Source organism: Streptomyces sp. NBC_00083 (assembly GCF_026343295.1).
GTDB lineage: Bacteria > Actinomycetota > Actinomycetes > Streptomycetales > Streptomycetaceae > Streptomyces.
The window spans coordinates 211,021-230,441 of sequence record NZ_JAPELY010000004.1; the positions used below are offsets into that span (position 1 = coordinate 211,021).

A 19,421-nucleotide genomic window follows, 5' to 3' on the forward strand; every position below is an offset into this window, starting at 1 on the left:
ACCCCGTTCGCGCCTGAAGGGCGCTCGTCCTCAAACGCCGGACGGGCTGAGGATGCCGATGCTGGGCATGCCGCCAAGGCCAACCCCGCCAGGGGCGCGGGGTGCCGGGGCTTCGCCCCCGCGCCGTGCCACGGGCTACGCGTCGCGTTCGCCCCGACACATCCGGAATGCCGACTTCCCCTTCACGTCAATTCGCGACGAACGGTGACGGAGTGCGTGCGTTATGTGATGTGCTGGGGACCGGTAGCTGACAGGCCGGGCACCGCGACGGCGCCCGTGTTGTTCCGGGGGAACGAGGGAGGGAAGTGGCATGGGGGTGGAACGGTCGGAGCACATCCGGCGCTGGGAGTCGGGTGCCCTCGCGCACGCCGTCTCGGACCCCTTCGGGCAGGGCCCGCTGCCCTGGCTGCGCGGCAGCGAGACCTACTTCGACGACACCGGCCACGTGGTGCCCTGGTACGTCGATCACGTCGATCACCTCCCGGTCCAGCGCGGCGCCTCGCGCGGCGCCTCGCGCAGCGCCGCGCGCGGCAGCACCCACGTCAGCGGCCCGCGCACCGCCGACGACGTACGCCAGCAGATCAAGGGGTTCGCCTCCAGCGGGGCCGTCGCGCCCGGCGAGGCCATCGACTTCCACATCACCGTGGACCCGCCGCAGCAGTTCACCGTCGACGTCTACCGGATCGGCCACTACGGTGGCGACGGCGCCGCGAAGATCGCCACCAGCCCCCGGCTCTCGGGGATCGTCCAGCCGCCCCCGCTGACCGCGGACCGGACGGTCTCCTGCCACCACTGGTGGCAGTCCTGGCGCTACCAGGTCCCCGCGCACGCCTCGGTCGGCGCCCATGTCGCCGTCCTGACCACCGCCGACGGCTACCGCTCGCACATCCCGTTCACGGTCCGCGACGACCACCCGGCCGATCTGCTCCTGCTGCTGCCCGACATCACCTGGCAGGCCTACAACCTCTACCCGGAGGACGGCCGCACCGGCGCCAGCCTCTACCACGCCTGGGACGACGAGGGCGGGCTGCTCGGCGAGGAGGACGCGGCGACCACCGTCTCCTTCGACCGCCCCTACGCGGGCGCGGGCCTGCCCCTGCACGTCGGCCACGCCTACGACTTCATCCGCTGGGCCGAGCGCTACGGCTACGACCTGGCCTACGCCGACGCCCGCGATCTGCACGCCGGCCGCGTGGACCCCACCCGCTACCGCGGCCTCGTCTTCCCCGGCCACGACGAGTACTGGTCGGCCCCGATGCGCCGCGCCGTCGAACTCGCCCGGGACGGCGGCACCTCGCTCGTCTTCCTCTCCGCCAACACCATGTACTGGCAGGTCGAGTTGGGGCCCTCCCCGTCGGGCGTGCCCAACCGGCTGCTGACCTGCCGCAAGCGCCGCGGTCCCGGCCGCCCGGCGCTGTGGCGCGAGGTCGCCAAGCCCGAGCAGCAGCTCCTCGGCATCCAGTACGCCGGCCGCGTCCCCGAGCCCGCCCCCATGGTCGTACGCAACGCGGACCACTGGCTGTGGGAGGCGACCGGCGCCGGGGACGGCGACGAGATCGACGGCATGGTCGCGGGCGAGGCGGACCGCTACTACCCGCGCACCGCGCTCCCCGAGCACCGCGACCGCATCCTGCTCGCCCACTCGCCGTACCAGGACAGCGAGCAGCACACCCGGCACCAGGAGACGTCGCTGTACCGGGCGCCGTCGGGCGCGCTCGTCTTCGCCGCGGGCACCTTCGCGTGGTCCCCGGCGCTCGACCGGCCCGGCCATGTGGACACCCGGATCCAGCGCGCCACGGCCAACCTCCTCGACCGCATCTGCAAGCGGGACTGAACGCCCCCGGGCGACCCGGCCGGACCCGCGACCGGGGGAGCCCCGCGCATGGGAGAGAATCGGAACCGCTCCCTGGATCAACCTACGCGGAGGAACCGTGTCCGGATTCGTAGAAAAGCCCGAGCCGATCGAGGTTCCGGGCCTGACCCACCTGCACACGGGCAAGGTGCGTGACCTCTACCAGAACGAGGCCGGCGACCTCGTCATGGTCGCCAGTGACCGGCTGTCCGCGTACGACTGGGTGCTGCCCACCGAGATCCCGGACAAGGGCCGCGTGCTCACCCGGCTCTCGCTGTGGTGGTTCGACCTGCTCGCCGATCTCGTCCCGCACCACGTGATCTCCAGCGAGGTCCCGGCCGGCGCCCCGGCCGACTGGGCGGGCCGCACCCTGGTGTGCAAGTCCCTCGCGATGGTCCCGGTGGAGTGCGTGGCCCGCGGCTACCTCGCCGGCTCCGGCCTCGTCGAGTACAACCGGTCCCGTACGGTGTGCGGCCTCGCGCTGCCCGAGGGGCTGGACAACGGCTCCGAGCTGCCCGCGCCGATCTTCACGCCCGCCACCAAGGCCGCCGTCGGCGACCACGACGAGAACGTGAGCTACGAGGAGGTGGCCCGCCAGGTCGGCGCGGAGACCGCCGCGCAGCTGCGCCAGACCACCCTCGCCGTCTACGGCCGGGCCCGCGACATCGCGCGTGAGCGCGGCATCATCCTGGCGGACACCAAGTTCGAGTTCGGCTTCGCGGGCGAGGAGCTCGTCATCGCCGACGAGGTGCTCACCCCGGACTCCTCGCGCTTCTGGCCGGCCGACACCTGGCAGCCGGGCCGCGACCAGCCCTCCTACGACAAGCAGTACGTCCGTGACTGGCTGACCTCCGCGGAGTCCGGCTGGGACCGCACGAGCGAGCAGCCGCCGCCCGCGCTGCCGCAGCGCGTCGTGGACGCGACGCGCGCCAAGTACATCGAGGCGTACGAGCAGCTCACCGGCGTCAGCTGGGCGTAGCGCGGTCCCGGATCCGAGCGGTCCGGGCACGAACACGAAGAAGCCCCCCGGCCGATGGCCGGGGGGCTTCTCCTGCATGGAGCGAACGACGAGGTTCGAACTCGCGACATCCACCTTGGCAAGGTGGTGCTCTACCAGCTGAGCTACGTTCGCATGCGCCGTGGCGCGGAGACCACTATACCCAACCTCGCTCGCGCGCGAGACGCACGGCCGTATGACGGTTCTCCGCACCCAGTTTGGCGGCGGCGGAGGAGAGGTAGTTGCGCACCGTTCCCTGCGACAGCGCGGCCCGCTCGGCGATCTCCGCGACGGGCGCCCCGTCGGCCGCGAACCCGAGCACCTCGGCTTCGCGCACGGTCAGCGGCGAGTCCCCGGCGGAGATCGCGTCGGCCGCCAACTCCGGGTCCACGTAACGGTTTCCGGCGTGCACGGAGCGGATGATCTCGGCGAGCCGACGGGCGCTGACGGTCTTCGGAACGAACCCGCGCACCCCCGCCGAAAGGGCCCGCTTGAGATGGCCGGGGCGGCCGTGACTGGTCACGATCATGGTCCGGCAGGAGGGCAGTTCGGCCCGCAGTCTTGTGGCCACCGTCACACCGTCCGCGCCGGGCATCTCCAGGTCGAGCACCGCCACATCGGGCCGGTGGGCCCGTGCCATCGCGAGCGCCTCGGGTCCCGACGCGGCCTCCGCGACGACCTCCAGATCGTCCTCGAGACCGAGCAGCGCGGCGAGCGCACCCCGGATCAGATGCTCGTCGTCGGCGAGCAGCACCCGCACCCGGCCGGCCCGCGCCGCGTCCACTCCGCTCGTCCCCGTCTCCTCGGCCGGGCTCACCGCGGCACCTCCGCCGTCAGCCGGAACATCCCGCCACCCGCCGGGCCGGCCTCCAGGGTGCCGCCGAGCGCGGAGAGGCGCTCGCGCAGACCCGCGAGGCCCGAGCCGGGGGCGCCGCCCGGCCGCTCCGGTACGCCGTCGTTCTCGACGACCAGCGTCGCGGTGTGCTCGGTGACGGCGAGCCTGATCGCCACAGTGCGCGCGTCCCCGTGCCGCAGCACATTGGTGGTGGCCTCGCGCACCACCCAGCCGAGCGCCGACTGCGCCTCGACGGTCAGCCCGTCGGCGGGCCCGCTGTACGCACAGCCGATCCCGGCCGCCTCCAGCACGCCCCGGGCGCCCTCGATCTCGACCCCGAGGTCCGCCTCGCGATAGCCGCGCACCACTTCCCGTACCTCCTTCTGCGATTCCTGGGCGATGCGCTGCACCTCCACCATCTGGGCCACCGCCTCGGGCCGGCCGCGCTCGGCGAGCTGCACGGCCAGTTCGGCCTTGAGCGCGATGACGGCGAGGTTGCGGCCCAGCACGTCGTGCATGTCCCGCCCGAACCGCAGCCGTTCCTCGGCGACCGCGAGCCGCGCCTCGGTCTCGCGGGCCCGGTCGGACTCCCACATCACCGACAGCGTCCAGGCCCCGCAGCGCGCCATCAGCAGGATCCACGTACCGGACAGGGCGACCACGATGGCCAGCGCCAGCAGCCGCCCGCCGGGCACGCCGGCCGCCGCGAACACCGCCACGGCGGGCAGCGCGAGCAGCGAGAACCGGTTGAGGAACCGCCACGGTGTGGTGAGCGTGCTGTACGTCATCCCGAACGGCAGCACGAGGTAGACCACGACCAGGACGAGGTCGGTGTCCTGGAGGCCGTGCGCCGCGTACAGCGCGGCGACCAGGGCGAGCGAGACCAGGCACAGCGCGAGGGAGACCAGGAGCGGGCCGCGCGGCGCGTCCCCGCGCCCCAGGTACTGGTCGAGCGCGCCGCGGTGCGCCCGGATGCCCTGGTGGGCCTGGGCCGCGCCGAGGGCGAGCGCCGCCACGCCCAGGGCGAGCGGCAGGGGCTGGTGGCGCAGGCTCGCCAGCACGAACGGCGCCTCCCAGCTGAGGAAGAAGAACCACGTCGAGCACCGCCAGATCAGCCGGCTCTGGAACTCGACCTTCTCGACCCTGCTGCGGTCCCGCCAGTGGCGTCGGTGCCATTCCCGTATCCGGCCGAACACCTCGCGTCCCCCCGTCTCAGCGCCGCGGCTCCCAGCGGAAGCGCTTGCGCACGACCAGGACCGCGATGAACGTCCAGACAACCATGACGAGCAGCTCCCGCAGTACCTCACCGGCCCCGGCGCCACCGGTCCAGGCGCCCCGGACCAGCTGGATCAGCGGGGTCAGCGGCAGCGCCTCGCACACCGCGGCCAGCTTGTCGGGCAGCACGTCGAGCGGTACGACCATGCCGGAGCCCGCCGTCGAGAGCAGCATCAGCGGCATCACCGTGATCTGGGCGCCCTCGGCGGTCCTGGTGACGGCGGAGGTCGCCGCGGCGAGCGCGCAGATCATGCCGATGCCGAGGAGGAGCGCGAGGGCCGCGAGCCACCCCGATGCGGGCAGCGGCACGTGCAGCCACAGCGAGCAGCCCGCGACGAGCAGGACGGACTGGGCGAGCGCGATGAGGACCGCGGGCAGCGCCGCGCCCGCCAGGATCTCCCGGTCGCGCAGCTCGCCGGTGCGCAGCCGCTTCAGGACCAGTTCCTCACGGCGTACGACGTAGATGCCGACCAGCGGCGAGTACAGGGCGAAGAGCAGGGCGAAGCCGAGCGAGCCGGGCAGCAGCACGGTCCCCGCGTTCAGGCCGGTCTTCTTGAGGTCGATGCTGCCGACCGTCCCGTACATGGAGGCGGTGAGCAGGCCCGGCAGGACGAGCACGGTGAACAGGGTGGACTTGTTGCGGCCGAGCAGGGTCAGTTCGGCGCGCGCGAGCGCCTTCATGCGGTCCGCTGCGGTCCTGCGGGACCGCGCGGGCGCCAGGGCCGGGCTCTGTACCGCGTGCACGGTGGTGCTCATCGAACGGTCTCCTTCGTGCCGGCCCCGCGGTCGGTGCGCTGCTCCTGCGCGATCTTCAGGAAGGCCTCTTCCAGCGAGGCCGAGCGCACGTCGAGCCCCCGCAGCTCGACGTCGCTGTCCCTGGCCCACAACAGCAGCCCGGTGGCGGTGTGCTGGAGCCGCGCGGTCCTCAGGCGCACCGTGCGGCCGGCCGTCTCGTGGCCGGTGACGCCGAGCCCGTCGAGCGGCGGAAGGTCGCCCAGGTGGTAGCCGTCGGGCAGGTCGAAGGAGATGTGCGAGGGCTGCGCGGCGACGACCTCGTCGACCCGGCCGCTCGCCGCGATCCGCCCCTCGTGCAGGATCGCGAGCCGCTCGGCGAGCGCCTCGGCCTCCTCCAGGTAGTGGGTGGTCAGGAGCACGGTGGTGCCGCCGTCGCGCAGCGCGCGCACCAACTCCCAGGTGTCGCGCCGCCCTTCGGCGTCCAGGCCGGTCGTCGGCTCGTCGAGGAAGAGCACCTCGGGCCGGGCGAGCAGGGCGAGCGCCAGGTCGAGCCGGCGCTTCTCGCCGCCGGACAGCTGCTTGACCCGCACGGTGGAGCGCCGGGCCAGGTCGACGAGTTCGAGCGCCTCGCCCACGGGCCGGGCCCCGCTGGTGCAGCCCGCCCACATCCGTACGGTCTCGGCGACGGTCAGTTCGGCGGGGAAGCCGCCCTCCTGGAGCATCACGCCGGTTCGGTGACGCACGGCGGCCCGCTCGGTGTACGGGTCGTGGCCGAGCACCCGGACGCGGCCGCCGCTGGGCGGGGCGAGTCCTTCGAGGAGTTCGACGGTGGAGGTCTTGCCGGCGCCGTTGGTGCCGAGCAGCGCGAAGAGTTCGCCGCGCGCCACGGAGAAGGAGATTCCGGAGACGGCCTCGAAGCCCCCGGCGTAGCTCCGCCGCAGCTCCTCGACCTCGATCACATCTGCTGTGCCTGTTCCTGCCATGCCTTCAGCGTCGCGCCGTGGACGGGGCCGGGGCAGTGCGCGGTGTCATCGCCGCACATGACAAATGTCAGGAGGGAAGCGGCACTTGGCGGGGCACATGACGAAGGCCCCGGTTCGATGAACCGGGGCCTCACGTGCTTCCTGAGCGGACGACGAGATTCGAACTCGCGACCCTCACCTTGGCAAGGTGATGCTCTACCAACTGAGCCACGTCCGCATGCATCCGCCAGCTTTCACTGGACGGCGCGAGCACTACTCTACCTGATCCAAAAGGACCACTGTCAGGCAGTGCAGAGCGGGTGACAGGAATTGCACACTGCGCCTCCCCCCTGGAAGGGGGGTGTTCTACTACTGAACTACACCCGCACGCTCCGGTGGACTTGGCTTTTCGGCCTTGCCCCTCGGCGTGCTCCAGACTCTAGCTGATCAGCAGGGGGGGTGTGCAACTCCGGTGTCCGGGGCGGCCGCAGAGCCGCCCCGGACGGGGGTCGTCAGCTCGCCTCCGCGAAGGCCTCGTAGACCGCCTTGGGGATCCGGCCGCGGGCCGGCACGTCCATCTTGTTGGAGCGCGCCCAGGCGCGGACGGCCGCCGGGTCGGGGGCGACGGCGGTGTGCCGGTAGGTCTTCCCGGACTTCGACTGCTTGCGTCCCGCCGTCACGTAAGGCGCGAGCGCCTTGCGCAGTTTCTTTGCATTGGCGGGATTGAGGTCGATCTCGTAGACCTTTCCGTCCAGGCCGAACGTGACCGTTTCCGCCGCTTCTCCGCCGTCGATGTCATCGGAGAGTGTGACCACTACGCGCTGAGCCACGGATATCGGATCCTTCCTACGGTGTCGCCACTCGCACGTACCTGACGTGCTGCGATACCGGCCTTCCGGCTGTTATGGAGCAATGTCGTTTTCGCTGGGATTCCTTTGTACAGCGGCACCCATTGCAATGTGAAGCCCAGCCAATTGCATCAGCGTGTCTCCACGCAATGACTTCGGCGACTTTTTCTCGGGATTTTTCCCACATGTTGTCGCCGCCGAAACCGGAACGTGATCAGGCCCTTCGGATATCTACCCGCGTAGATTTTTTGGCCGGGTACTCTGAGGGAACCGCCTTCGCACCACACCACACCGGGAGTGCCAGTGGCACGCGTCGTAGTCGACGTCATGCTCAAGCCGGAAATCCTCGACCCGCAGGGACAGGCGGTGCAGCGCGCACTGCCCCGTCTCGGCTTCGAGGGGATCGGCGACGTACGTCAGGGAAAGCGTTTCGAGCTCGAGGTCGAGGGACCGGTCGACGAGGCCGCCCTCGCCCGCATCCACGAGATGGCCGAGACCTTCCTCGCCAACACCGTCATCGAAGACTTCACCGTCAAGGTCGAGGAGCAGTCCAAGTGACTGCACGTATCGGCGTTGTCACCTTCCCCGGCACGCTGGACGACCGGGACAGCCTGCGGGCCGTGCGCATCGCCGGCGCCGAGCCGGTCTCGCTCTGGCACCGCGACAAGGACCTCAAGCAGGTCGACGCGGTCGTCCTGGCCGGCGGGTTCAGTTACGGGGACTATCTGCGCGCCGGGGCCATCTCCCGGTTCTCGCCGGTGATGGAGACCGTCATCGAGCAGGCGAAGGCCGGTCTCCCGGTCCTCGGCATCTGCAACGGTTTCCAGATCCTCACCGAGTCGCACCTGCTGCCGGGCGCCATGCTCCGCAACAACCACCTGCACTTCATCTGCCGTGAGCAGAAGCTGCGGGTGGAGAACGCGGAGACCGCCTGGACCGCCGACTACGAGGCCGGCCAGGAGATCCAGGTTCCGCTGAAGAACATGGACGGCCGCTACGTCGCCGACGAGCACACCCTCGACGAGCTGGAGGCCGAGGGCCGGGTCGCGTTCCGCTACCTCGACGGCAATCCGAACGGCTCGCTCCGTGACATCGCCGGCATCACCAACGCCGCCGGCAACGTCGTGGGTCTGATGCCGCACCCCGAGCACGCCGTGGAGCCGCTGATCGGTACGGGCCGTACCGATGGCCTCGGATTCTTCACCTCGATCCTGAAGAAGCTGGTCAACGCATGAGCCTCGACACCGTCAAGCACGCCGCCGAGACCCCGGACGTCGAGCAGCCCTGGAAGGAGCTCGGCCTCAAGGAGGACGAGTACGCGCGCATCCGGGAGATCCTCGGCCGCCGCCCGACCGGCGCCGAGCTCGCCATGTACTCCGTCATGTGGTCCGAGCACTGCTCGTACAAGAGCAGCAAGGTCCACCTGAAGCAGTTCGGCGAGAAGGTCCCCGAGAACGACGCCATGCTGGTCGGCATCGGTGAGAACGCGGGCGTCGTCGACGTCGGCCAGGGGTACGCGGTCACCTTCAAGGTCGAGTCGCACAACCACCCCAGCTACATCGAGCCCTACCAGGGCGCGGCCACCGGCGTCGGCGGCATCGTCCGCGACATCCTGGCCATGGGCGCCCGTCCGGTCGCGGTCGTGGACCCGCTGCGTTTCGGCGCGGCCGACCACCCCGACACCAAGCGCGTGCTGCCCGGCGTCGTCGCCGGCATCGGCGGCTACGGCAACTGCCTGGGGCTGCCCAACATCGGCGGCGAGGTCGTCTTCGACGCCTGCTACCAGGGCAACCCGCTGGTCAACGCCGGCTGCATCGGTGTGATGAAGCACGAGGACATTCACCTCGCGCAGGCGTCCGGCCCCGGCAACAAGGTCATCCTGTACGGCGCCCGCACCGGCGGCGACGGCATCGGCGGCGTCTCGGTGCTCGCCTCGGAGACCTTCGAGTCGACGGGACCGGCCAAGCGCCCGGCCGTCCAGGTCGGCGACCCGTTCCAGGAGAAGCTCCTCATCGAGTGCACCCTGGAGATCTTCAAGGAGAAGCTCGTCGCGGGCATCCAGGACCTGGGTGGCGCGGGCCTGTCCTGCGCGACCTCGGAGCTGGCCAGCGCCGGCTCGGGCGGCATGCGCGTCGAGCTGGACACCGTCCCGCTGCGCGACTCCTCGCTCTCGCCCGAGGAGATCCTCATGAGCGAGTCGCAGGAGCGGATGTGCGCGGTGGTCGAGCCGCAGCACGTCGAGCGCTTCATGGAGATCTGCGAGAAGTGGGACGTCATCGCCACCGTCATCGGTGAGGTGACCGAGGGTTCCCAGCTGGAGATCTTCTGGCACGGCGAGCAGATCGTGGACGTGCCGCCGCGCACCGTCGCGCACGAGGGCCCGGTCTACCACCGGCCCTTCGCGCGCCCCTCCTGGCAGGACGCGCTCCAGGCCGACGACGCGGGCAAGCTGGCGCGCCCGCAGTCGGGTGACGAGCTGAAGGACCAGGTCCTGAAGCTGGTCGCCTCCCCGAACCAGGCCTCCAAGGCGTGGATCACCGACCAGTACGACCGTTTCGTGCAGGGCAACACGGTGCTCGCGATGCCCGAGGACGCGGGCATGGTCCGCATCGACGAGGAGACCAACCTCGGCGTGGCCATGGCGACCGACGGCAACGGCCGGTTCGCCAAGCTCGACCCGTACACCGGCGCCCAGCTGGCGCTCGCCGAGGCCTACCGCAATGTGGCGGCCTCCGGCGCGAAGCCGCTCGCCATCTCGGACTGCCTCAACTTCGGCTCCCCCGAGGACCCGGACGTGATGTGGCAGTTCGCGGAGGCCACCCGTGGTCTCGCGGACGGCTGCCTCCAGCTCGGCACCCCGGTGACCGGCGGCAACGTCTCGCTCTACAACCAGACCGGCGAGACCGCCATTCACCCGACCCCCGTGGTCGCGGTGCTCGGCGTGATCGACGACGTGAACCGGCGCACCCCGATCGCGTTCGCCGAGGAGGGCCAGCTGCTCTACCTCCTCGGTGAGACCCGTGAGGAGTTCGGCGGCTCGGCGTGGTCCGAGGTCGTCCACCAGCACCTCGGCGGCCTGCCGCCCCGGGTGGACCTGGACCGCGAGAAGCTGCTCGGCGAGATCCTGATCTCGGGTTCGCGCGACGGCATGATCGACGCCGCGCACGACCTGTCCGACGGCGGTCTGATCCAGGCGGTGACCGAGTCCTGCCTCAAGGGCGGCAAGGGCGCCCGCCTGGTGGTGCCGGACGGGCTCGACGCGTTCACGTTCCTGTTCAGCGAGTCGGCCGGCCGCGCGGTCGTGTCCGTGCCGCGCTCGGAGGAGCTGCGCTTCACCGACATGTGCGGTGCGCGCGTTCTTCCGGCCACCCGGATCGGTGTCGTGGACGGTGAATCCGTCGACGTCCAGGGCGAGTTCAGCCTCGGTCTCGGCGAGCTGCGCGCGGCCCACGAGGCGACGATCCCGGCGATCCTGGCCCAGTAAGGCCCCAACACGTCGGCCCCGTACCCCGGTTGACCGGGTACGGGGCCGACGTGCGTTCAGGCGGAGACCGGTTCACTTCCGGCCGGGGTGGGCTCCGGCTCGGTGTCGGCGGGCAGCCGGACCGCGAGCACGGCGGCGACGGCCATGACGCCGGCCGCGACCATGAAGACCACGTCCATCGCGGTGACGAAGCCGTGCACCGCGCTGTCGCGGGCGGCGCCGGTCAGATGGATGAGGGCGCTGGTCGAACCGCCCGGCACCTTCGCCTCGTACACCCGGCTGAGCAGGGTGCCGAAGACGGCGGCGCCCAGCGCGTTCCCCAGGGTCTGGAAGAACCGGATGCTGGTGGTGGCGATGCCCAACTGGTGGGCGGGCGCGGCGTTCTGGACGTACGGGATGAGCTGGCCCATGAGCAGGCCGAACCCGCAGCCCATGACCAGGAGCGCGGCGCGGATCAGCCAGAGCGAGGTGGTGGTGGAGAGCGTGGCGAGCAGGGCGAGGCCGAGCGCGGCGGTCACGGTGCCGGTCACGGTGAAGCTCTTCGTCCGCCAGCCGCGCGCCGCGAGCCTGCTCGCGCCGAGGCCGACGGCGGTCATGCCGATCGCCATGGGGATGAGGTAGAGCCCGGCCGCCGCGGGTTCGATGCCGCGCACTTCCTGGAGATAGATCATCACGTAGACGAGCGCGCCCATCATCGCGGCGCCGAGCAGCCCCTGGATCGCGAAGCCGTACCGCAGCTGGGGCACCTTGAACATCGACAGCGGCAGGACCGGCTCGGCCGCGGTGGTCTGGCGGCGCAGGAACAGGGCGAGCGACAGGACGCAGGCGACGAGCAGGCCGATGATCTCGGGGGAGGCCCAGGCGTACTGCTTGCCGCCCCAGCTGGTCGCGAGGAGCAGGCTGCTGGTGAACGCGGCGGCGAGCGCGGCGCCGAGGTAGTCGATGCGGTGGCGGGCGGGGGAGACGGGGAGCTTCAGGACGAGCAGGGCGCCGATGAGGGCGGCGATGCCGAGCGGCAGGTTGATGTAGAAGATCCAGCGCCAGTTGGCGTGGTCGGCGAGCGTGCCGCCGATCCAGGGGCCGACGGCCATGGCGGTGCCGGCGACGATGCCGCCGACCCCGCTCGCCTTGCCGCCGCCCTTGCCGCCCGGGGTGCTGAGCTGGGCGAGGACGACCAGGGTGACGCTCATGAGTCCACCGCCGCCGAGGCCCTGGAGGGCGCGGGCCGCGATGAGTTCGGTCATGGACTGGGCGGCGCCGCACAGCGCCGAGCCGAGCAGGAACGAGGCGACCGCGCCGACGAAGACCTTCTTCGCGCCGAGGCTGTCGCAGAGCTTTCCGTACAGGGGCAGCGCCGCGGCCGAGGCGAGCGCGAACGCGCTGATCAGCCAGGGGATCTTGTCGACGCCATGGGCGGGATCCAGATCGCGGGCGATGGGCACGGTGGCCGCCGAGACGATGTTCATGTCGAGCACGGCCAGCAGGATCGTGGCGATGCAGACGATGAGGGCGACGAGGCTCTGGGTCTTGGTCATGAGGGGGGCGGAGGAGGTGGGGGTGACGGAGGGGGCGGCTTCGGGGGTCCTGGCGTTCACGGTCGTCGTCATGGGCACCACCATGGACCAGAAAATGTACCGAGTCAATGTTTCATCTCGGCTTAAATTTCATCCTGGTACAGTGATGCGTATGACTGCTGGTGAGGGCCTGCGCGAACGCAAGAAGCGGGAGACGGGGATGCGGATCTGGCGCACGGCGCTGGACCTGTTCACCGAGCGCGGCTTCGACCATGTCTCGGTCGCGGAGATCGCGGCTGCCGCGGACGTCTCGAAGATGACGGTCTTCAATTACTTCGGAACGAAGGAAGACCTGGTCATCGCGCCGATGATGAACCACGTCGGCGATGTCGTACGGGCCGTGCGCGAGCGGGCCCCGGGGGAGTCGGCGGTGGCCGCGGTCCGGCGGCAGTTCCTGGCGATGGTCGAGGTACGCGACCCCTCCGTCGGCCTCAACGACGACCCGCGCTCGCTCCAAGCACGCCAACTCATCCAGAAGACACCGGTGTTGCTCCAGCGCGCCGCGCTCGCCTTCGGCGAGGCGGAGCGGGAGCTGGCCGAGCTGCTCGCGGGGGAGGGCGGCGACCCGATGCTCGCGGCGGTCGCGGCCGCGCAGCTGACCGGCGCCCGTAACGCGCTGATCAACGAGCACCACCGCCGCATCCTCGGCGGGGAGTCCGCGCGGTGGGTCGCCACCGATGCGGCGGAGCGCGCCGAGCGGGCGTTCGCGCAGGTGGAGAACGGTCTCGGGGGCTACCCCGGCCCGGCGTAGGCTCGCTTTCATGCCCCCGGCCAAGAAGCGCACCCGCAGATACGACCCGGCGAAGACCCGGGCCGCCGTCCTCGCCCAGTTCGGCCACGTGGCCGACGCCGTGCGCACGCTCACGCCCGAGCAGCTGGGCCGGCCGACCCGGCTCGGCGACTGGACGGTGCGCGAGCTCGCCGTCCACCTCACGATGGCGCTCGGCGTGCTGGAGCGGCGCCTGGCCGAGCCCGAGCCGCTCAAGCAGGAGCTGGCGCTGCTGGACTGGCCTTCGGCGACGGCGGGGGCGGCGGGGCAAATCGCTGACGACACAAGGGAGTTGGCGGCCCGGGTGGGCGACCTGGACGCGCTGTACGCGGAGCGTTCGGCCCGTGCCGCCGAGCTGTTGCGCACCACCGCGGACGAGCGGCTGGTGCCGACCCGGTTCGGCGCGATGGCCTTCGGTGACGTGCTGGTGACCCGGCTGGTCGAACTCACCGTCCACACCGACGACTTGAACGACGCGCTGCCCGAACTCGCCGTCCCCCACGACCGGCAGGCGCTCGCCGCGAGCACCCGGCTGCTCGCCGACGCGCTCGCCCTGAAGGCGCCGGGCGGCTCGGTGGAGGTGCGGATCCCGCCGTACGCGGTGGTGCAGTGCGTGGCCGGTCCGAAGCACACGCGGGGGACGCCGCCGAACGTGGTCGAGACGGATCCGCTGACGTGGGTGCGTCTCGCGACGGGGCGGGTGGGGTGGGGTGGGGCGCTCGATGCGGCGAGGGTTGCGGCGAGCGGCGACCGAGCGGACGTGTCCCACGCCCTCCCCCTCCTGACCTAGCCCCGGCCAGGCGCGCTCCCCTGGGGCTCCGCCCCAGACCCCGGTTCGCGCCTTGAGGGCGCTCGTCCTCAATCGCCGGACGGGCTGAGGTTGCCGATGCTGGGCATGCCGCGAAGTTCAGCCCACCTGGGGGCGCGGGGAACTGCGCGAGAAGCGAGCACGGTCCGCAGACGAAAGCGGGGTTGCTGGGGCTCCGCCCCAGACCCCGTTCGCGCCCGAAAGGCGCTCGTCCTCAATCGCCGGACAGGCTGAGGTGGCCCGCATGGGCCGGAGTCGAGCAGTCGGACGGGCTGAGGTGGCCTCTGCTGGGCATGCCGCCAAGGCCGACCCCCCTAGGGGCGCGGGGAACTGCGCGAGAAGCGAGCACGGTCCGCAGACGAAAGCGGGGTTGCTGGGGCTCCGCCCCAGACCCCGATCGCGCCTGAAGGGCGCTCGTCCTCAAACGCCGGACAGGCTGAGGTGGCCCGCAGGGGCCGGGGTCGAGGAGTCGGACGGGCTGGGGATGCCGATGCTGGGCATGCCGCCAAGGCCAATCCCGCCAGGGGCGCGGGGAACTGCGCGGGACGGGGGTGCGGGCCGTACCTGGAAGCCGGGGCTCCGCCCCGTGGGGCTCGGCGTCGAGTCAGCGGCCCCCGCGAAGCGAACTCCGTCACACTCCCCCGCCCCGCACCCACTCCCCCGACGCAGTCGCAAACCGCGGGAACGCCCGGCGCACACCCGCGCCGACCTGCGTGGACGCCGGGCGCGGGCGGGGGAGGGGGGCCGGCGGCGGGCGAGGCGCGAAACCTACAAAAAGGGCTATCGCGCCCACCTGTCGGTATCCCCAATTCGGACCAGTGGTCGATCTCGCCTACACTCGGTGGCGTGCCACGTGGTGACGGACGACTCAACCACGACCTGCTCCCCGGTGAGAAGGGCCCCCAGGACGCTTGCGGCGTCTTCGGTGTCTGGGCTCCGGGTGAAGAGGTCGCGAAGCTCACTTACTTCGGGCTCTACGCCCTCCAACATCGGGGCCAGGAATCCGCGGGCATCGCGGTCAGCAACGGCTCCCAGATCCTCGTCTTCAAGGACATGGGACTTGTCTCCCAGGTCTTCGACGAGACCTCTCTCGGTTCACTCCAAGGTCATATCGCGGTCGGTCACGCCCGCTACTCGACCACGGGTGCCTCCGTGTGGGAGAACGCGCAGCCGACCTTCAGGGCGACCGCCCACGGCTCGATCGCGCTCGGCCACAACGGCAACCTGGTGAACACCGCGCAGCTCGCGGAGATGGTCGCCGAGCTGCCGAAGGAGAACGGCCGGGCCACCCAGGTCGCGGCCACCAACGACACCGACCTGGTCACCGCGCTGCTCGCGGGCCAGACGGACGACGACGGCAAGCCGCTCACGATCGAGGAGTCGGCCGCCAAGGTCCTTCCCCAGGTCCAGGGCGCCTTCTCGCTCGTCTTCATGGACGAGCAGACGCTCTACTGCGCCCGTGACCCGCAGGGCATCCGCCCGCTGGTCCTCGGCCGCCTGGAGCGCGGCTGGGTCGTCGCGTCGGAGAGCGCCGCTCTCGACATCTGCGGCGCCGCCTTCGTCCGCGAGATCGAGCCGGGCGAGCTCGTCGCCATCGACGAGAACGGCCTGCGCACCTCTCGATTCGCAGAAGCGAAGCCCAAGGGCTGTGTCTTCGAGTACGTGTACCTGGCGCGCCCGGACACCGACATCGCGGGCCGCAACGTCTACCTCTCCCGCGTGGAGATGGGACGGAAACTCGCCAAGGAAGCCCCGGTCGACGCCGACCTGGTGATAGCGACTCCGGAGTCCGGCACCCCCGCCGCGATCGGATACGCCGAAGCCAGCGGCATCCCGTACGGCTCCGGCCTGGTCAAGAACGCCTATGTGGGCCGTACGTTCATCCAGCCCTCGCAGACCATCCGCCAGCTCGGTATCCGGCTCAAGCTGAACCCGCTGAAGGAAGTCATCCGGGGCAAGCGCCTGGTGGTCGTGGACGACTCGATCGTCCGCGGCAACACCCAGCGCGCCCTCGTGAAGATGCTCCGCGAGGCGGGCGCCGCCGAGGTCCACATCCGGATCTCGTCGCCGCCCGTGAAGTGGCCCTGCTTCTTCGGCATCGACTTCGCGACCCGCGCGGAGCTGATCGCCAACGGCATGACCATCGACGAGATCGCCACGTCCATGGGCGCCGACTCGCTCTCGTACATCTCGACCGACGCGATGATCGAAGCGACGACGATCCCCAAGGACAACCTCTGCCGCGCCTGCTTCGACGGCGTGTACCCGATGGAGCTCCCCGACCCCGAGCTGCTCGGCAAGCAGCTCCTGGAGTCCGAGCTGGCTTCCGGCCCCGCCGCGACCGCGGCCGCCGACGCCCTGCGCCGCCCGTAAAACCCTTGCAGTACGACACGAAAGTTCTCTGAGCCATGGCATCCGCTGAATCCAATGAGAGTGCTTCGCACCCGGCCACTGGTGCCAGCTACGCGGCCGCGGGCGTCGACATCGAGGCGGGCGACCGCGCCGTCGAGCTGATGAAGGAGTGGGTGAAGAAGACGAAGCGCCCCGAGGTCCTCGGCGGCCTCGGCGGATTCGCCGGACTCTTCGACGCCTCGGCCCTCAAGCGCTACGAGCGCCCCCTGCTCGCCTCCGCCACCGACGGCGTGGGCACGAAGGTCGATCTCGCCCGCAAGATGGGCGTGTACGACACCATCGGCCACGACCTCGTCGGCATGGTCGTCGACGACCTGGTCGTGTGCGGCGCCGAGCCGCTGTTCATGACCGACTACATCTGCGTCGGCAAGGTCCACCCCGAGCGCGTCGCGGCCATCGTGAAGGGCATCGCCGAGGGCTGTGTCCTCGCGGGCTGCGCGCTGGTCGGCGGCGAGACCGCCGAGCACCCGGGCCTGCTCGGCCCCGACGACTTCGACGTCGCCGGCGCCGGCACCGGTGTGGTCGAGTACGACCGGCTCCTCGGCGCCGACCGCATTCGCGAGGGCGACGCCGTCATCGCGATGGCGTCCTCCGGTCTTCACTCGAACGGGTACTCACTCGTCCGGCATGTGGTCTTCGACCGGGCCGGTATGAGCCTGGAGCAGCACGTCGAGGAGTTCGGCCGCACGCTCGGCGAGGAGCTCCTGGAGCCCACCAAGATCTACTCGCTGGACTGCCTGGCGCTGACCCGCACCACCGAGGTGCACGGTTTCAGCCACATCACCGGCGGCGGTCTTGCCAACAACCTGGCCCGGGTCATCCCCGACCACCTGCACGCCACGGTCGACCGCTCGACGTGGACGCCGGGCGCGGTCTTCGACCTCGTCGGCACGGCGGGCAACGTGGAGCGGCTCGAACTGGAGAAGACGCTCAACATGGGCGTCGGCATGATGGCGGTCGTCCCCGGGGCATCGGTGGACGCGGCCCTGCAGACCCTCTCGGACCGGGGCGTCGACGCCTGGGTCGCCGGAGAGATCGTGGAGCGCGGGGAGCACCGCGACGGCGCCGAGCTGACCGGCGACTACGCCAAGTAGGCCGCCGCAGGCAGCACGAAACCCGGTCGGGGGCGAAAGCCCCGACCGGGTCGGTGTGCTCAGAGCAGCGAAAACAAAAGGTGCTGCGAAAGCGGGATCAGCGAAGTCAAGCGCCGCGGCGCTGCGACGACGGGCCGGACTCTTCGTCCTCGTCCTCGTCGTCATTCCCGTACAGCTCCGCATAGCGGGCGTACGGGTCGTCCTCCTCCTCGTCCTCCAGTGGCTCCGCGTTCGGCGGTTGGCTCACTGTCGGGTTCGGAGTAGATGCGCCCAGCTCGTTGGCCAGACGCGACAGGTCAGTCCCGCCGCTGCTGTACTTCAGCTGGCGGGCGACCTTCGTCTGCTTGGCCTTTGCCCGGCCGCGCCCCATGGCTCGACCCCCTCGGTGACGGGGCTCGACGGCCCCAGAGTCTTGACACGCGTTCATGATCCGGAACGGTCTCTCCATGGAGAGACCGCGTCCGTAGGGCTTCAACGGTACCTGCTTCCGCGGCCATACGGTACGCCGCCCGCATGACGCGCCACTTGGCAGAACCAACAAAGCGCCCTGTCCTCGCTGGTCAACCGCGATTTTAACCTCTTCTCGGGGTCCGACCCGCCGACCGGCGTGAGTCATGTCTCTCAGCGCGGCCGACGGGCCCCTCGAAGGCTCAGTGTTGACGTGCCTCCGCCATGCGCTGCTCGGCGATCCGGTCGGCCGCCGCGGCCGGCGGAATGCCATCTTCCTTCGCACGAGCGAATATGGCCAACGTGGTGTCGAAGATCTTCGCCGCCTTGGTCCTGCACCGGTCGAAGTCGAAGCCGTGGAGCTCGTCGGCGACCTGGATCACGCCGCCCGCGTTCACCACGTAGTCGGGTGCGTACAGGATCGAGCGGTCGGCCAGATCCTTCTCCACACCCGGGTGCGCGAGCTGGTTGTTGGCCGCGCCGCACACCACCTTCGCGGTGAGCACCGGCACGCTCGTGTCGTTCAGGGCGCCGCCGAGCGCGCACGGGGCGTAGATGTCGAGCCCCTCGGTGCGGATCAGCGCCTCGGTGTCCGCGGCGACCGTCACCTCGGGGTGCAGCTCGGTGAGGGCGCGTACCGACTCCTCGCGCACATCCGTGATCACGACCCGGGCGCCGTCGGCGAGCAGGTGCCCGACCAGGTGCCGGCCGACCTTGCCGACGCCCGCGACGCCCACCGTGCGACCGCGCAGGGTGGGGTCGCCCCACAGGTGCTGGGCCGAGGCGCGCATGCCCTGGAAGACACCGAACGCGGTCAGTACGGACGAGTCGCCCGCGCCGCCGTTCTCGGGGGAGCGGCCGGTCGTCCACTGGCAGGTGCGCGCCACGACGTCCATGTCGGCGACATAGGTGCCGACGTCGCAGGCGGTCACGTAACGCCCGCCGAGGGAGGCCACGCAGCGGCCGTAGGCCAGCAGCAGCTCTTCCGTCTTGATCGTCTCGGGGTCACCGATGATCACGGCCTTGCCGCCGCCGTGGTCGAGCCCGGCCATGGCGTTCTTGTACGACATGCCGCGCGACAGGTTGAGGGCGTCGGCGACGGCCTCCGCCTCGGTGGCGTACGGGTAGAAGCGCGTCCCGCCGAGGGCCGGGCCCAGGGCGGTGGAGTGGATGGCGATGACGGCCCTGAGCCCGGTGGCTCGGTCCTGGCAGAGCACGACCTGCTCATGTCCGCCCTGGTCGGAGCGGAAGAGGGTGTGCAGTACGTCATCGGCTCCGGTCACATCGGTCACGGTGGTGACTCCCAAGTACGAAGCGGTGGTTGACGGC

17 protein-coding genes and 3 tRNA genes are annotated in these 19,421 nt (G+C 70.8%); 9 read left to right on the forward strand and 11 right to left on the reverse strand.

The genetic code is table 11. The annotated features are described in order from the left end of the window. The first annotated feature begins 310 nt into the window (after positions 1 to 310). Together OOJ98_RS31060 and OOJ98_RS31065 are read left to right on the forward strand one after the other, a co-directional pair. The gene (locus OOJ98_RS31060; protein WP_267058450.1) at positions 311 to 1,834 is read left to right on the forward strand and encodes a N,N-dimethylformamidase beta subunit family domain-containing protein; all 1,524 of its coding nucleotides are present in this window, start codon (positions 311 to 313) and stop codon (positions 1,832 to 1,834) included. A gap of 97 nt (positions 1,835 to 1,931) precedes the next feature. Further along, a complete protein-coding gene (locus tag OOJ98_RS31065) occupies positions 1,932 to 2,831 on the forward strand; it encodes a phosphoribosylaminoimidazolesuccinocarboxamide synthase (RefSeq protein WP_267058451.1) in 900 nt (299 codons plus the stop codon). Positions 2,832 to 2,908: 77 nt separating this feature from the next. Here OOJ98_RS31065 and OOJ98_RS31070 read toward each other — a convergent pair. The 8 genes from OOJ98_RS31070 to OOJ98_RS31105 form a co-directional block, all read right to left on the reverse strand. Then, positions 2,909 to 2,984: transfer RNA gene (locus OOJ98_RS31070), tRNA-Gly, on the reverse strand. A gap of 22 nt (positions 2,985 to 3,006) precedes the next feature. Then, entirely contained in the window at positions 3,007 to 3,609 is a 603-nt protein-coding gene (locus OOJ98_RS31075) for a response regulator transcription factor (protein WP_267058730.1), read from the reverse strand. A 53-nt stretch (positions 3,610 to 3,662) separates the two neighbouring features. Continuing rightward, on the reverse strand, positions 3,663 to 4,880 hold the full coding sequence (locus tag OOJ98_RS31080) for a sensor histidine kinase (RefSeq protein ID WP_267058452.1): 1,218 nt from the start codon (positions 4,878 to 4,880) through the stop codon (positions 3,663 to 3,665). 16 nt (positions 4,881 to 4,896) lie between these two features. After that, positions 4,897 to 5,715, reverse strand: a complete 819-nt coding sequence (locus OOJ98_RS31085; protein ID WP_267058453.1) for an ABC transporter permease — start codon at positions 5,713 to 5,715, stop codon at positions 4,897 to 4,899. Continuing rightward, the gene (locus OOJ98_RS31090) at positions 5,712 to 6,677 is read right to left on the reverse strand and encodes an ABC transporter ATP-binding protein (RefSeq protein WP_267058454.1); all 966 of its coding nucleotides are present in this window, start codon (positions 6,675 to 6,677) and stop codon (positions 5,712 to 5,714) included. The genes OOJ98_RS31085 and OOJ98_RS31090 overlap by 4 nt, the downstream gene beginning before the upstream one ends. 144 nt (positions 6,678 to 6,821) lie before the next feature. Beyond that, positions 6,822 to 6,894 (reverse strand) — tRNA-Gly (locus tag OOJ98_RS31095). Between the two features lie 77 nt (positions 6,895 to 6,971). Then, positions 6,972 to 7,043, reverse strand: a tRNA-Gly gene (locus OOJ98_RS31100). A gap of 125 nt (positions 7,044 to 7,168) precedes the next feature. Beyond that, entirely contained in the window at positions 7,169 to 7,486 is a 318-nt protein-coding gene (locus tag OOJ98_RS31105) for an Lsr2 family protein (protein ID WP_267058455.1), read from the reverse strand. A 315-nt stretch (positions 7,487 to 7,801) separates the two neighbouring features. On the opposite strand from OOJ98_RS31105, the gene purS reads away from it, so the two are divergent. Genes purS through purL form a run of 3 tightly spaced genes read left to right on the forward strand, consistent with a single transcriptional unit; the run spans position 7,802 to position 10,988 of the window. Further along, a complete protein-coding gene (purS, locus tag OOJ98_RS31110) occupies positions 7,802 to 8,062 on the forward strand; it encodes a phosphoribosylformylglycinamidine synthase subunit PurS (protein ID WP_078966365.1) in 261 nt (86 codons plus the stop codon). After that, on the forward strand, positions 8,059 to 8,739 hold the full coding sequence (gene purQ, locus OOJ98_RS31115; protein WP_267058456.1) for a phosphoribosylformylglycinamidine synthase subunit PurQ: 681 nt from the start codon (positions 8,059 to 8,061) through the stop codon (positions 8,737 to 8,739). The genes purS and purQ overlap by 4 nt, the downstream gene beginning before the upstream one ends. After that, the gene (purL, locus tag OOJ98_RS31120) at positions 8,736 to 10,988 is read left to right on the forward strand and encodes a phosphoribosylformylglycinamidine synthase subunit PurL (protein ID WP_267058457.1); all 2,253 of its coding nucleotides are present in this window, start codon (positions 8,736 to 8,738) and stop codon (positions 10,986 to 10,988) included. The genes purQ and purL overlap by 4 nt, the downstream gene beginning before the upstream one ends. A 56-nt stretch (positions 10,989 to 11,044) precedes the next feature. On the opposite strand, the gene OOJ98_RS31125 is transcribed toward purL, so the two are convergent. Then, positions 11,045 to 12,523 carry an MFS transporter gene (locus tag OOJ98_RS31125; protein WP_267058731.1) on the reverse strand — a complete coding sequence of 493 codons (1,479 nt, stop codon included), beginning with the start codon at positions 12,521 to 12,523 and terminating at the stop codon, positions 11,045 to 11,047. A 151-nt stretch (positions 12,524 to 12,674) separates the two neighbouring features. Between OOJ98_RS31125 and OOJ98_RS31130 the strand changes: the two genes are divergently transcribed. The 4 genes from OOJ98_RS31130 to purM all read left to right on the forward strand — a co-directional run bounded on the left by OOJ98_RS31130 (position 12,675) and on the right by purM (position 17,645). Beyond that, positions 12,675 to 13,313, forward strand: coding sequence for a TetR/AcrR family transcriptional regulator (locus OOJ98_RS31130; protein ID WP_267058458.1), 639 nt, complete (start codon positions 12,675 to 12,677; stop codon positions 13,311 to 13,313). 10 nt (positions 13,314 to 13,323) lie between these two features. After that, a complete protein-coding gene (locus tag OOJ98_RS31135) occupies positions 13,324 to 14,121 on the forward strand; it encodes a maleylpyruvate isomerase family mycothiol-dependent enzyme (RefSeq protein WP_267058459.1) in 798 nt (265 codons plus the stop codon). An 864-nt stretch (positions 14,122 to 14,985) separates the two neighbouring features. After that, positions 14,986 to 16,512, forward strand: coding sequence for an amidophosphoribosyltransferase (purF, locus tag OOJ98_RS31140; protein ID WP_267058460.1), 1,527 nt, complete (start codon positions 14,986 to 14,988; stop codon positions 16,510 to 16,512). Between the two features lie 35 nt (positions 16,513 to 16,547). Further along, a complete protein-coding gene (gene purM, locus OOJ98_RS31145) occupies positions 16,548 to 17,645 on the forward strand; it encodes a phosphoribosylformylglycinamidine cyclo-ligase (RefSeq protein WP_267058461.1) in 1,098 nt (365 codons plus the stop codon). Between the two features lie 106 nt (positions 17,646 to 17,751). Here purM and OOJ98_RS31150 read toward each other — a convergent pair whose 3' ends face one another. Then, positions 17,752 to 18,015, reverse strand: a complete 264-nt coding sequence (locus OOJ98_RS31150) for a DUF3073 domain-containing protein (RefSeq protein ID WP_267058462.1) — start codon at positions 18,013 to 18,015, stop codon at positions 17,752 to 17,754. Between the two features lie 280 nt (positions 18,016 to 18,295). Then, entirely contained in the window at positions 18,296 to 19,384 is a 1,089-nt protein-coding gene (locus tag OOJ98_RS31155) for a Glu/Leu/Phe/Val dehydrogenase dimerization domain-containing protein (RefSeq protein ID WP_267058463.1), read from the reverse strand. Positions 19,385 to 19,421: the final 37 nt, after the last annotated feature.